Here is a 13356-nt window from a genome sequence, read left to right on the forward strand (position 1 = left end):
GCAAATTGAGGTATCGAAAGATTCCCTCAAGCTCGCGACTTTAGTCGCGGGTAGTTGACAACGAAAGACAGGAGTCATAGAGAAAATGCGAACGATTGATTTGAACCGCTGCCTCGTGCGCTATGCACAAGGGCAGTGCGATGCCTGTGAGGCCATCTGCCCGCAGGGAGCCGTTCATCAGCATGTGATAGATCCGAAGAAATGTGATGACTGCGGGCTTTGCCAGGCCGTTTGTCCCGCGGGGGCCATTGCGGGGAACGATGATTGTGCGGGGGCTCTTGCGAGGACCCGTCATCTGACTCGTCAGGTGCTCATGTGCCGCCGGGTGGAGGAGGCGGCACCTTCCTGCCTGGGCTTTCTGAACAGAAGGCTTCTCTGGTCGCTGACGCGCGAGCGTGAGCTCGCCATCGATATCTCGCGTTGCGAAACTTGCCGCCCGGCCGTTTTTCACTGGCTCGAGCAGGAGATCGCTGCTTGTCAGCAGGTCCTGGCAAAGGAGGGCCTGCCGCCCATTCGTCTCGTGAGGGTCCATCCGCGTGAACAGGCGCCGGCAGCCCCCGTCGTGGAACGCCGCAAATTTTTTCGCTCGCTTTTCCATTCGGCGACGGAAGGACTGCAGACCCTGGCTGAAGCACAGCAGACGAAACTGTATGCCTTTGATTCCGCGCTCTGGATTGCCGCACAGGGCGGTGAACCTGGCGAGCTCTTCCCTCAGCTCACGATTTCATCGGCCTGCAATACCTGCGGCCTCTGCACGGTGCTCTGCCCTGAACGCGCTCTCTCGATGCGTCAGCCGGAGGGCATGCCGAAGACGCTGTACGTTTCGGCACTGGCCTGCAGCGGTTGCGGCCTCTGCGAGGCAAGCTGCCCGGTAAAAGCCATCACCTGCAAAAAAAACGGCGCAGATGTGCGATTGCCCGCCGATGGAGGCAGGGGAAAGCACAATGTATGTTGAATACATAAAGCATATTCCATATAATAATGTAGGATAGCTTATTTCGGTATGGATGAAGGAAGTGGGATATTGATTACGATAAATGGTGAGGCGAAAATCAACCTGACGCTTGACATCCTGGGCAAGCGCCCCGATGGCTACCATGAAGTCTCCATGGTCATGCAATCGGTGAGCCTTTATGATACGCTGCAACTGGAACGGATTCCAGAAGGCATCGAGCTCTCGATTGACGTGCCATGGCTCAAGGCTGACGACAAGAATCTCGCGTATCGTGCGGCGGCCCTGCTGCTTGCGCACAGCAGGGTACAGGGAGGTGTCCGGATCCATCTTACGAAGCGCATTCCGATGGCAGCGGGGCTGGCGGGCGGCAGCGCCGATGCGGCGGCTGTGCTGCGTGGCGTCAATGCGCTCTATGAGCTCGGGCTTTCCGTCGATGAGCTCTGTGAGCTCGCCGGCAGGCTGGGTTCGGACATCCCGTTCTGCGTGCGCGGCGGCACGATGCTGGCCACGGGGCGCGGCGAGGTCCTGAGGCGTCTGCCGCCTGTCCCTGCGTTCTGGGTCGTGCTCGCCAAGCCGCCGATTTCTGTATCGACGGCCTGGGCCTATCAGCATTACGATGCCGAGGGAGCTGAGCGCCATCCGGACAACGATGCCATGTGCCGGGCCCTTGCCGCAGGCAGCAGGGAAGAGCTTGCGCCGTTGTTGTGCAATGTCCTCGAAAGTGTTACTATAAAACAGTATCCTGTCATCGCCGCGTATAAGGAACAGATGATGCAGCAGGGTGTTCTGGCGAGTATGATGTCGGGCAGCGGGCCGACGGTCTTTGGACTGCTGGAGACGAGAGAGGCGGCAGAACGGTTGGCCGCAGCGCTTAGAGAGAAAACCGATGCAGACGTATTCGTCTGCCATACGACCCAGGAAGATTATGTTTAGAATTGAGGGAACCATTATGGATCAGAGATTAGCTCCGATTAAATTAGACAGCTATCAACCGTTACGCGAAGTCGTCTGCGAGTCCTTGCGCGATGCTATCCGCAAGGGCATCCTGAAACCCGGTGAGCGCATCATGGAAATCAAGCTGGCCGAGGAACTCGGCGTGAGCCGCACGCCTGTGCGCGAGGCCATCCGCAAGCTCGAGCTCGAGGGCTACGTGGTCATGATGCCGCGCCGCGGCACGTACGTCGCCGATATGTCCATCCGCGACATCAATGAGATCTTTGAGATCCGCACGGCGCTCGAATCGCTCTCGAACGGGCTGGCGGCCGAACATATCACCGAGGACGAGCTCGAGCATCTGCAGCGCCTGCTCGTCATCATCGGCGGCTACATCAAAGAAGGGGATATGGACAAGATTGTCGAAACGGATATCGAGTTCCACGATCTCCTCTATCATGCGGCACGCAACAACCGCCTCGTCGGCATCATCTCGAATCTGCGCGATCAGCTCACGCGTTTCCGCACGCTCTCGATGTCGTATCCCGGCCGCCTCGAAGCCACGCTCGACGAGCACCGGGCCATCGTGGAAGCGATTGCCAATGGCGATGACCGTGCAGCCCGCAAGGCTGCTGAGCACCATATGGAGAATTCGGAGAAGACCCTGCTGAAGGCCATGGATGCCCAGAAGAAGCAGCAGGAAGTCTTTGCCGCCAAGAAGAGAACGCATGCGGGCCGCAAGTGATCCTGCGGACAAGACGTGTGCGTCAAGGCATAGCCAAACATTATTAATAGATAGGAGTCGTTTGAAACATGTCAGATTTAGTAACGGTAATCCTCGCGGCCGGTAAGGGTACGCGCATGAAATCGAAGCTGCCGAAAGTCCTGCACAAGGCCGGCGGCAAGACGATGCTGCAGCATGTCATCGACGCGGCCAAGGCGGCCGGTGCCAAGCGCAATATCGTCGTGACGGGGTTTGGCGGCGACGAAGTGCGCGCAGCCATCGGCGATCAGGCGGAATTCGTCACGCAGACGGAGCAGCTCGGCACGGGCCATGCCGTTCTGCAGACGGCAGACCTCCTGAAGGATGAGCAGGGCACGGTCATGGTCCTTTGCGGCGACACGCCGCTCCTGACGGGGCCGCTGCTCAAGAAACTCTATGAAGAACATGTCGCAGCCGGTGCCAAGGCGACGGTGCTGACAGCCATCATGCCCGATGCCACGGGATATGGCCGCATCATCCGCTCGGCCGACGGCTCGGTCGAGAAGATCGTCGAGCATAAGGACGCGACGGAAGAGGAGCGCCAGGTGAAGGAAGTCAACTCCGGCATTTACTGCTTTGCCGCCCGCGATCTCTTCGAAGCACTCTCGCATGTCACGAACGACAATGCACAGGGTGAGTATTATCTGCCGGATGTGCTGGAGATACTCAAGAAGAAGGGCGAGAAGATCTGGGCCGTCGCTGCCGATGATTATGAGGATACGCTCGGCATCAATTCGCGCCAGCAGCTCGCCGGTGCCGAAAAGATCCTGCGCCGCCGCAAGAATGAGGAGCTCATGGCAGCGGGCGTCACGATCATGGACCCCGATACGACGTATGTCGATGACGATGTCGTCGTCGGCCGCGACACGATCCTCTATCCGGGGACCTGGCTCGAGCACGGCACGGTCATCGGTGAGGAATGCGAGCTCGGCCCGAATGTCCGCTTCCAGGATGTCAAATGCGGCAACCGTGTGACGGGGCAGTTCGTCTACGCGCACGAGTGCCAGATTGACGATGATGTCAAACTCGGCCAGTTCGTCCATCTGCGCCCGAATACGCATCTCTTTGAGGGCGTCAAGATCGACAACTTCATCGAGGTCAAGAATTCAAACATCGGTAAGGGCTCGAAACTGCCGCATCTCTCCTATATCGGCGACTGCGACATGGGTGAGAATGTCAACATGGGCTGCGGCACGATCACGGTCAATTACGACGGCAAGATCAAGCACCGCACGAAGATCGGCGACAATGTCTTTGTCGGCTGCAACTCGAATCTCGTCGCACCGGTGACGCTTGAAGACGGTGCCTACATCGCAGCTGGCTCCACAATCACGAAGACGGCACCGGGCGGCAAGCTGACGATTGCCCGCGCCCGCCAGACCACAATCGAGAGATGGAGTGACAAGCGCGATCAGTGAGAATCCGCGAGAACCTGTGAGATAACGGGGCAGGAAGACGCGCAGGGAAAAAAGAAATGGGCAAATTTCAAGTCCATATGTCCTTTTTTGTCCAATCGTGTTATACTGATAAAAGAAGGAAGGCAGGTTCCAGCCTGCTCTTCCGGCAGAGAGATGTACATGTAAGGATTTGGAGGTTTTTTACAAAATGGCTTTAGACACTGGAAACTTATGCATCCTGACCGGTAACGCAAACCCGGATCTGGCGAAGAAGATTGCCGATCATATCGGCGTGAACCTCTGCGATGCATATGTCGGTCATTTCAACAACGGTGAGACGCAGGTCATGATCAGTGAGAGCATCCGCGGCAAGGATATCTTCATCATCCAGCCGACGTCTTATCCAGTCAATGATAACCTCATGGAGCTGCTCATCATGGCAGATGCCTGCAAGCGCGCTTCGGCACACAGCATCACGGCTGTCGTCCCGTATTATGCCTATGCTCGTCAGGATCGCAAGACGCGCGGCCGTGAGCCGATTTCCGCAAAGCTCGTGGCAAATCTCATGACCACGGCTGGTGTAACTCGTGTCGTAACGGTTGACCTCCATGCCGGTCAGATCCAGGGCTTCTTTGATATCCCTGTCGATCATCTGGCTGCTGCCCCGGTCATTGCGAACTATTTCCGTACGCAAAAGCTCGAAGATGTCGTCGTCGTCTCGCCGGATCTCGGCGGTGTAACGCGTGCGCGTATCCTCGCCGATCATCTGCAGGCACCGATCGCCATCATCGAGAAGCGCCGTCCGCGTCCGGGCTGCGCTGAGGTCATGAACCTCATCGGCGATGTCGAGGGCAAGACTGCCATCATCATCGATGATATCGTCGATACGGCCGGCTCCCTCTGCGAAGGCGCCCGCGCACTCGAGAAACGCGGTGCCAAGCGCATCTTCGCTTCCTGCTCCCATGCCATCCTGTCCGATCCGGCAGTCCAGCGCATCAACGAGTCTCCGATTGAGAAGCTCGTCATCACGGATACGATTCCGCTGCCGCCAGAGAAGCAGTCCGACAAGATCGTCGTTCTCTCGTTGGCTGATGCCCTCGGCGATGTCATCATGCGCATCCAGAGCCATCGTTCGGTCAGCCAGCTCTTCCGCTGATTTTCGGAAGCGCAGGCAATGGATCCCGGCCCGTGTGGCCGGGATTTTTCTATCTCAGGACGTGTTTTGGACGTGTTCCCTGGCCGGAGGTCCCGGTATTGCGAGGTTTATAGATTGCTATGGCAGAAAAGAATGCGACGGACCTCTTTATCCGTCATTTTGATTTTTGGCCGCATCTGAGCGACCAGGAGAAGGCCCTTCTGAACGAGCATACGCATGCCGTCCATTACGAGGCGGGCACACAGGTGCACCGCGGGCCATTTGACTGCATCGGCGTGCTGCTCGTCAAGAAGGGGCAGCTGCGCGTTTACACGCTGTCGGAGGATGGGCGCGATGTGACGCTTTACCGCCTGTTTGCCGACGACATCGGCATCTTGTCGGCAGCCTGTACGCTCGATGCCGTGACGTTCGATGTCTACATCGATGCCGAGGAGGATACGGATGTGCTGCTCACGGATGCCGCCTCGTTCCGCCGCCTGGCTGACAACAATATCTACGTGCGCTGCTATGGCTACGAGATGGCAGCCGGCCGTCTGTCGGAGATGTTGTTCAAGATGCAGCAGGTGCTGTTTCTCTCGGCTGACCGCCGCTTCGCGATCTTTTTGCTCGAGGAGTGCGAGAAGACGAAGCAGGATGAGATCCATCTGACTCATGAGCAGATGGCGCGCTACATGGGCACGGCACGCGAGGTTGTGAGCCGCCTCGTCAAGTATTTCGGCCAGGAGGGCTGGGTGCAGTCGGCACGCGGCAGGCTGCGCATCCTCAACAAAGAAGCGCTGAAGAAGCTTGCAGGAGAATATTGATAGATAAAAGAGCCGTCCCACAGCACGATATGTGCAGAGGACGGTTCTTTTCTGTGACAGGAGTATGGGAATGTGTATGGGAGTGGGAATATGGATTTCAGCTTAACAGGGACTCTACCTTTTCCTTCGGGATGAGGCCGACGGATTCATTGACTTTCTGGCCGTTGCGGAAGACGAGCAGCGTCGGGATGCTCATGATGTCGAACTGCTGCGCGAGTTCCGGCTGTTCGTCGACGTTGATCTTGCCGACTTTGACATCCGGGTGTTCATCGGCAACCTGATCGACGATCGGGGAGAGCATGCGGCAGGGGCCGCACCAGGTAGCCCAGAAATCGACGAGTACCGTGCCGCTGGCTTTCAGGACCTCGGCTTCGAAATTCTCCTTGGTGATGACGATGGCAGACATGATAAAACCTCCTATGGCTTCGATATGAAAATCGTATTGCAAGCGCTGTGTTGGGGAAAAGCGGCGCTTTGTTATCGTTGCTTTTAGTATAGTCGGGAAAACGGCGGTTTTCTGTGATTTACTCACATTTCCGCGGGAGGAAAGCCAGATGCACTTTTTTTCGCGTTGTTTAAGTTCCGTTTACCTTGGTTTGCTATACTCGGACCATAAATAGAAGGCTGGGAGCCGCATGATTCCCGCAAAATTCCATGCATAGCCCGTGGAGCTGTGCTATAATGGGACATGCTGCAATGAAGAAAACAAACCGTAGGGGGAGAAAAACGTGGATTTAAGTATTGCCGATTTGCTTAAGACTATCATTCTGGGCATCGTCGAAGGCCTGACGGAATGGCTGCCGGTATCAAGTACGGGTCATATGATCCTGGTCGATGAGTTCATTAAGCTCAATGTCACGAAACAGTTCATGGACATGTTCCTGGTGGTCATCCAGCTCGGCGCCATCATGGCCGTCGTCGTGCTGAGCTTCGAGAAGCTCAATCCGTTCTCGTCCTGGAAGACGCGTCAGGAAAAACGGGATACCGTACAGCTTTGGATGAAGGTTATCGTGGCCTGCATCCCGGCGGCCGTCATCGGCCTGCTCTTCAACAAGTACATGGAAGAGCATTTCATGACGGCTCTCGTCGTGGCGACGACGCTGATTTTCTACGGCATCATGTTCATCATCGTCGAGAATTACAACAAGCATCGCCGTCCGCGCATCACGGATCTGCGCCGTCTCGACTACAAGACGGCACTCATCATCGGCCTCTTCCAGGTGCTCTCGCTGGTGCCTGGCACGAGCCGGTCCGGTGCGACGATCCTCGGCGGCCTGCTCTTCGGCACGAGCCGCACGGTGGCTGCCGAGTTCACGTTTTTCCTGGCGATTCCCGTCATGTTCGGCGCCAGCGCGCTCAAGATGGTCAAGTTCGGCTTCCACTATACGGGCGCTGAGATCGTCATCATGGTCGTGGGCATGGTCACGGCATTCATCGTCTCCGTCTTGTCCATCAAGTTCCTGATGCGCTACATCAAGACGAATGACTTCAAGGCGTTCGGCTGGTACCGCATCGCGCTCGGCATCGTCGTGCTCGCTTACCTGTTCCTGGTTGGCGATCCGACGGCCAACGACTGATTTTCATCAGCTTTCAGGCTGCTGCACAGGCATTTGTTGTGCAGCAGCTTTTTCATTATGGAAGCAGGGAACTTCATGGCCCGGGGCTTGGTGCTGACAGTATGGCTTCGATGTGATAAACTTATTGGTACAATGTTTGTTGACGTTTTGTTTCATAATAATAGAAAGAGGATCATTGCATGAAAATCATCGCAGGCCTTGGCAATCCGGGAACGGAGTATGCCAGGACGAAACACAATGTGGGCTTTATGTTTGTCGACGCGCTGGCGGAGGCACTGGGCGTCTCCGCCTCGGAATGGCAGGCGAAGTTCGATGCGCTCGTCGCTCCTGCCCGCATCGGCACGCAGAAGGTGCTGCTCGTCAAACCGCAGACGTACATGAATGAGAGCGGCCGCGCCATCGGACCGCTGCTCTCCTGGTACAAGCTCGAGCCGGAGGATCTCATCGTCGTGCACGACGATATGGATATACCCGTGGGCACCATCCGCATCCGCAAGAAGGGCAGTGCGGGCGGTCACAACGGTATCAAGTCCATTCTCGCGCATGTCGGGGACGAGCATTTCGCGCGCGTGCGCATCGGCATCGGCCGGCCGCTGCCGGGCTGGACGGTCGTCAATCACGTGCTGGCACCATTTTCTGACGAAGGGCAGCAGAAGATCGAGGATGCAATCAAGTACCTGGAACCCGCAGTGGAATGCATCGTGACGGATGATGTCGATGTGGCGATGAACCGTTACAATCCCAAGAAGCAGAAGAAAAAGAAGGCAAAGCAGGAAACGGCAGAGCCCGTTTCAGCAGGACAGAAGGAGCTTATAACTGTTAAATAAAATATAGAATATAATAGGTACATATGGTATCATATAAGTATGAATACCTATAAACCGAAAGATTTTGCTAAGATGCTCGGTGTGACAGTCCGGACGCTCCAGAAGTGGGATGTCGCGGGCAAATTGAAAGCTTTCAGAACCCCGACGAATCGGAGGTTTTATACACAGGAACAGTTGGATGTGTATATGGGGAACAGTACGAGAGTACAGAATCAGAAGAAAGTGATCCTATACGCCAGAGTGTCAACGGCAAAGCAGCGTGACGACTTGAAGAACCAAGTGTCATTCTTGCGCGAGTTTGTCAATGCGCGCGGTGTCATTGCCGACCGTGTCATGACGGATATTGGCAGTGGCCTGAATCTCAAGCGGAAACAATGGAATGAACTCATCAAGATAGCGGAGGAAGGCAAAGTTGCTGAAATCTATATCGCACATAAGGATCGGTTCGTCCGTTTCGGTTTTGACTGGTTCGAGCGCCATCTGGCGGAGCACGGGGCAAAGATCATTGTCGTCAACAATGAGGATCTCAGCCCGGAACGCGAGATGATACAGGACCTCATCAGCATCATTCGTATGTTTTCTAGCCGTATTCATGGATTGGGAAAATACGAAGGGAAACTGAAAGGGGATGAAGCGGTTGCTCAAATCCTTCAAGACCGAACTCCGTCTCACCGAAAGCCAAACGGATAAGGTGCGCCGTTCTCTCGGCATCTGCCGATTCCTGGCAAATCAGTACATCGCCCGTAATATCTGGCTGTGCCGCCTGTATCAGCGCGGCGTCCTTGATGAGAAACAGCCTCACTTCATTACAGCCAATGACTTCGACAAATACGTCAACCACGTGCTGAAGAAGAAATTCCCATGGATTGACCAGTGCGGCTCTAAGGCGCGCAAGAAAGTCCTCGTCAATGCGGAGCAGGCGTTCAGGCGCTTCTTCAAAGGCCCGGCGCGCTTCCCACGCTTCAAGCGGAAGAACCAGCAGAATGTGAAGCTCTACTTCCCGAAGAACAATAAGGGAGACTGGACCATCTGGCGGCACAAGATCCAGATTCCGACCATCGGCAGGGTGCGTCTGAAAGAATTTGGCTACCTGCCGCAGGGCGTGACCATCAAGAACGGGCATGTCTCCTGTGAAGCGGGTCGCTACTACGTCTCGGTCACGGCCGAGATTGAGGAGACGAGCCGCTATAACAATGACCTGGAAGCATCGTACCATCCGCAGTCGGATGGCATCGGTGTGGACCTCGGCGTCAAATCGCTTGCCATCGTCAGCGATGGCAGGATTTTTGAGAATATCAACACGTCTTCTCGGGCCAGACGGCTTGAGAAGCGGCTGAGAAGAGAGCAGAGGCGTCTCAGCCGCAAGTACGAGATACGAAAGAAGAAAGGTGGTAGTACTGCTACTGCCTCTGCAAACATAGAGAAAAAGAGATTATCGGTACAGAAACTGCATCAGCGGCTGACGAATCTTCGCCGCAATTACGAGAATCAGGTTATCCACGCACTGGTCGAGCAAAAACCACGCTTCATCACGATGGAAGACCTCAATGTGACCGGCATGATGAAAAATCGTCATCTTTCAAAGTCCGTGGCGCAGCAGCGCTTCTACTCCTTACGCGAGAAGCTCCGGCGCAAGGCAGAGATCATCGGGATTGAATTCCGCATCGCAGACCGCTTCTACCCGAGTTCCAAGACCTGCCATGCCTGCGGGCATGTGCATGGCGGCCTGAAACTCAAAGACCGCATCTATGTCTGCCCTGTATGCGGCTACACGGAAGACCGCGACTTGAATGCAGCGCTGAATCTGCGCGATACGAAGAACTATCGCATCGCCTGATTCACGTTTTCACGTCTTGATACATGTACCGATGGCTAGTCGGGAACAGGCCGTTGCCTTGTGAGGCAAGGAATACGGCCAACGCCTTTGGAGTGTACAAGAACTTGTGAGTAGTCTCAGGCTTGCCTGGACAAAAGCATACACGATGAATAAGGAATTTTTCTAGGCATAGATAATTTCTATGTTATTCTATGTTTTTAGTAGCAGAATCAGCATGAATGAGCGGATTACAGCCGTATATGCCGATGAGGACGGCAATATCCTCGATGCGCCGGGGATGACCGGCATGGGACGCACGGGCCGTGAGAATGTGCTGCTGAAGCCGGAAGACCTCATCCCGCTGCCGGAGAGCGCTGACCTCATGCTGCTGCCGGACCATCTGGCCGTGGGCATGGGGCCTGACGGCGAGGTCATGCCAATCAGCGGGCTCGCCGTCGCCGCCATCCTGCCTGCCGGCTACACGCGCCTTTATCTGCCTGCCTATGAGCGGGCGGAGGAAGCACAGCGCCTGCCGCTCTACGGGTATACGGCCGTCGTCGTCTACAAGGATGAGCTTTATTGTGCAGCCGTCTACACCGATGAGAATGACAAGTGGGATCCCGTGCACTATAATACGAAGGAGCTGGCAAGGCTCGTCAAGCGCACGAAGAAGGATCTGCCGGGCAACCGCATCGTCGAGCAGGTCGGCGGCTGCTCGCTCAAGTGGCACTGCTGCACAGCGCAGAATCTCTTTTACCGCCGCTGGGAATGCGGCATCCCGACGTCGCCCGTCTGCAATGCCAACTGCTTCGGCTGCATCTCGCTGCAGCCGGCCGAGTGCTGCCCGTCGCCGCAGGAGCGCATCAAATTCCGTCCGACGCCGGAGGAGATTGCCGAAGTCGGCATCTACCACCTGTCGGTCGCACCGGATGGCATCATCAGCTTCGGTCAAGGCTGCGAGGGTGAGCCGTCGCTGGCCGCCGACCGCATCGCTGCGGCTATTCCGATGATCCGGGCCAGGACGAAGCGCGGCCAGATCAACATGAATTCCAACGCGGGCTGGACGGAAGGCATTCAGAAAATCGTCGATGCCGGCCTCGACTCCATCCGCGTCTCGATCATCAGCGCGCGCGAGGAGGGCTACGATGCATATTACCGCGCGAGCTACCACCTGAAGGACGTCAAGGCATCCATCCGCTATGCGCTCGACCACGGCGTCTACGTCTCGCTGAACCTCCTGTATTTCCCGGGCTTCAACGACCGCGAGGAGGAGCTGGAGGCCTGGCAGGAATTCTTCCGCGAGCTGCCCGTGCAGATGATCCAGGTGCGCAACCTCAACATCGACCCCGATGCGTTCCTGGACATCATGCCGGCTGCGCAGGGCAAGATCCTCGGTACGCGCCATTTCCTGACGACGCTTCACGAGGAATTCCCACAGCTCGTCATCGGCAGCTTCAGCCATTATGTCGAAGATTGACGCCTTCTTCTCGGGGCAGCAGCGACGGGCGGCGGGTAACAAATGATACAGCCCGTTCGCCTTGTTCCATACTATAATCGGGTCATACGAACGATGCATCAGCATGACAGATTACGGTTGACAACGATTGATAAGGAGCATTTTCATGAAAGAACTCGATCTCAATAAAAGCGTGGCGGAGCTTGTCCGCGAATACCCGGAACTGCGGGATGTGCTGGCTTCCCTGGGCTTTACGGATATCCTGAGGCCCGGCGCCCTGCAGCTCATGGGCCGCATCATGACGCTGCCGCGCGGTGCAGTCGTCAAGGGCATTTCATTTGACCGCCTGGCGGAAGCTCTGGAGAAGGAGGGCTTTGTCCTGAAGAACGGCGAACAGCAGAAGCGCCAGGCGCGGCTGCGCGATTACATCGGCCGCCTGCACCGCGGTGAGGAAGCCGCGGAGGTCCGCAAGGATTTCGTGCAGAACTTCGAGGATGTGGCGCCCGAGGAAATCGCTGCGGCGGAACAGGAGCTCATCAAGGGCGGCGTGCCCGTGCGCGAGGTCCAGCGCCTCTGCGACCTGCATGCGTCGCTGTTCGAGGGACACATTGAAACGAAGCCGGCTGCGCCGAAGGGCGAAGCGGAAATCGACGATTTGCCGGCCGGCCATCCGCTCTCGCTGCTGCGCCTCGAGAATGAGGGCCTTTCGAAGGCACTCACGAGTCTCGAGCAGGCTCTCGGCAAGGGCGATATGCAGGCCGTTGCCGCTGAGACGGCCGCACTCAACGCCATCCGTTCGCATTACGCGAAAAAAGAGGAACTCCTGATGCCCTTCCTTTACGATTACGGCGTGACGGGACCCTCACAGGTCATGTGGGGCGTGGACGACGAGATCAAGAAAGAACTCGGCGTATTGACGAAAACGCTGAAGGAAGACCCCGAGAACCTGATGATCGTGCGCGGACGCCTGAATCAGGTCATCACGCGCATTCGCGAGATGATCGTCAAGGAGGACAAGATTCTGTTCCCGCTGTCGCTGCGTTTCTTCACGCAGGAGCAGTGGTATCAAGTTTACCGGGATCTCTTCGAGATGGGCATGGCCTTCGTTGATGCCGAGACGCTGCCGCGCTGGCAGGAAGGCGAGCAGTGGATCCTGAGCCAGCAGGCTCCGCCGGAGGCGCTCGACGGCCGCGTCAAGCTGCCGACGGGTGAACTCACGGTGCGTCAGCTCCAGGGCATTCTCAAGCTGCTTGACGTCGACATCACCTTCATCGACAAGGATGATATCCTGCGGTATTTCCTCAATGAAGGACGTATTTTCTCGCGTCCGCTGACGGCGCTCGGGCGCGAGGTCTACAGCTGCCATCCGCCCGAGGTTATCCCGGTCGTGCGCCAGATGCTGCTCGATTTCAAGGCGAAGAAGCGCGACCACATGGAGGTCTGGCGCCGCATCATGGGACGCCCGGTCGGCGTGCGCTACCTTGCCGTCTACGATGAGCAGGGCGAGTACATGGGCACGGTGGAGTTCGTGCAGGATTACCAGAAGGCGCTGGATCACTTCGCCAGACCAGTGCGCCCGCAGAAGGGATGACAGAATGATTGCTGTTTGATGATGGTATTTTCTTGAAATTTTCATACAATTTTACTATAATAAAGATGTAGTACAAGAAATC

At 56.6% G+C, this 13356-nt stretch carries 13 protein-coding genes; 12 read left to right on the plus strand and 1 reads right to left on the minus strand.

Going from position 1 to position 13356, the window contains the following annotated elements:
- The first annotated feature begins 85 nt into the window (after window positions 1-85).
- From DWZ54_RS11090 to DWZ54_RS11115, 6 genes are all read left to right on the plus strand, one after another.
- The gene (locus DWZ54_RS11090; RefSeq protein ID WP_118476349.1) at window positions 86-955 is read left to right on the plus strand and encodes a 4Fe-4S binding protein; all 870 of its coding nucleotides are present in this window, start codon (window positions 86-88) and stop codon (window positions 953-955) included.
- A gap of 69 nt (window positions 956-1024) precedes the next feature.
- Window positions 1025-1888 (plus strand): 4-(cytidine 5'-diphospho)-2-C-methyl-D-erythritol kinase, encoded by an 864-nt coding sequence (gene ispE, locus DWZ54_RS11095; RefSeq protein ID WP_199663371.1) that lies wholly within the window; start codon window positions 1025-1027, stop codon window positions 1886-1888.
- A gap of 16 nt (window positions 1889-1904) precedes the next feature.
- Window positions 1905-2633, plus strand: coding sequence for a GntR family transcriptional regulator (locus tag DWZ54_RS11100; protein WP_118476353.1), 729 nt, complete (start codon window positions 1905-1907; stop codon window positions 2631-2633).
- A 68-nt stretch (window positions 2634-2701) separates the two neighbouring features.
- Window positions 2702-4069: a bifunctional UDP-N-acetylglucosamine diphosphorylase/glucosamine-1-phosphate N-acetyltransferase GlmU gene (gene glmU, locus DWZ54_RS11105; protein ID WP_118476355.1), complete on the plus strand. Its 1368-nt coding sequence runs from the start codon at window positions 2702-2704 to the stop codon at window positions 4067-4069.
- 187 nt (window positions 4070-4256) lie between these two features.
- Window positions 4257-5204, plus strand: a complete 948-nt coding sequence (locus DWZ54_RS11110) for a ribose-phosphate pyrophosphokinase (RefSeq protein WP_118015313.1) — start codon at window positions 4257-4259, stop codon at window positions 5202-5204.
- A gap of 119 nt (window positions 5205-5323) precedes the next feature.
- Entirely contained in the window at window positions 5324-6007 is a 684-nt protein-coding gene (locus tag DWZ54_RS11115; protein ID WP_118015314.1) for a Crp/Fnr family transcriptional regulator, read from the plus strand.
- 97 nt (window positions 6008-6104) lie between these two features.
- Here DWZ54_RS11115 and trxA read toward each other — a convergent pair whose 3' ends face one another.
- Window positions 6105-6413: a thioredoxin gene (trxA, locus tag DWZ54_RS11120; protein ID WP_118476357.1), complete on the minus strand. Its 309-nt coding sequence runs from the start codon at window positions 6411-6413 to the stop codon at window positions 6105-6107.
- A 322-nt stretch (window positions 6414-6735) separates the two neighbouring features.
- Between trxA and DWZ54_RS11125 the strand changes: the two genes are divergently transcribed.
- The 6 genes from DWZ54_RS11125 (at window position 6736) to DWZ54_RS11150 (ending at window position 13274) form a co-directional block, all read left to right on the plus strand.
- Window positions 6736-7584 (plus strand): undecaprenyl-diphosphate phosphatase, encoded by an 849-nt coding sequence (locus tag DWZ54_RS11125; RefSeq protein WP_118015316.1) that lies wholly within the window; start codon window positions 6736-6738, stop codon window positions 7582-7584.
- A gap of 179 nt (window positions 7585-7763) precedes the next feature.
- Entirely contained in the window at window positions 7764-8411 is a 648-nt protein-coding gene (gene pth / locus DWZ54_RS11130; RefSeq protein WP_118015317.1) for an aminoacyl-tRNA hydrolase, read from the plus strand.
- 39 nt (window positions 8412-8450) lie between these two features.
- The gene (locus tag DWZ54_RS11135) at window positions 8451-9101 is read left to right on the plus strand and encodes an IS607 family transposase (protein ID WP_118476359.1); all 651 of its coding nucleotides are present in this window, start codon (window positions 8451-8453) and stop codon (window positions 9099-9101) included.
- Complete coding sequence (locus DWZ54_RS11140) at window positions 9040-10248, plus strand: RNA-guided endonuclease TnpB family protein (protein ID WP_118476361.1); 1209 nt, start codon at window positions 9040-9042, stop codon at window positions 10246-10248. Before DWZ54_RS11135 ends, DWZ54_RS11140 begins: the two co-directional genes overlap by 62 nt.
- A gap of 214 nt (window positions 10249-10462) precedes the next feature.
- Window positions 10463-11704, plus strand: coding sequence for a radical SAM protein (locus DWZ54_RS11145; protein WP_118476362.1), 1242 nt, complete (start codon window positions 10463-10465; stop codon window positions 11702-11704).
- 145 nt (window positions 11705-11849) lie between these two features.
- Window positions 11850-13274 (plus strand): DUF438 domain-containing protein, encoded by a 1425-nt coding sequence (locus DWZ54_RS11150; protein ID WP_118476364.1) that lies wholly within the window; start codon window positions 11850-11852, stop codon window positions 13272-13274.
- Window positions 13275-13356 lie beyond the last annotated feature (82 nt).

The organism is Mitsuokella sp. AF33-22 (assembly GCF_003475755.1).
Classification (GTDB): domain Bacteria; phylum Bacillota; class Negativicutes; order Selenomonadales; family Selenomonadaceae; genus Mitsuokella.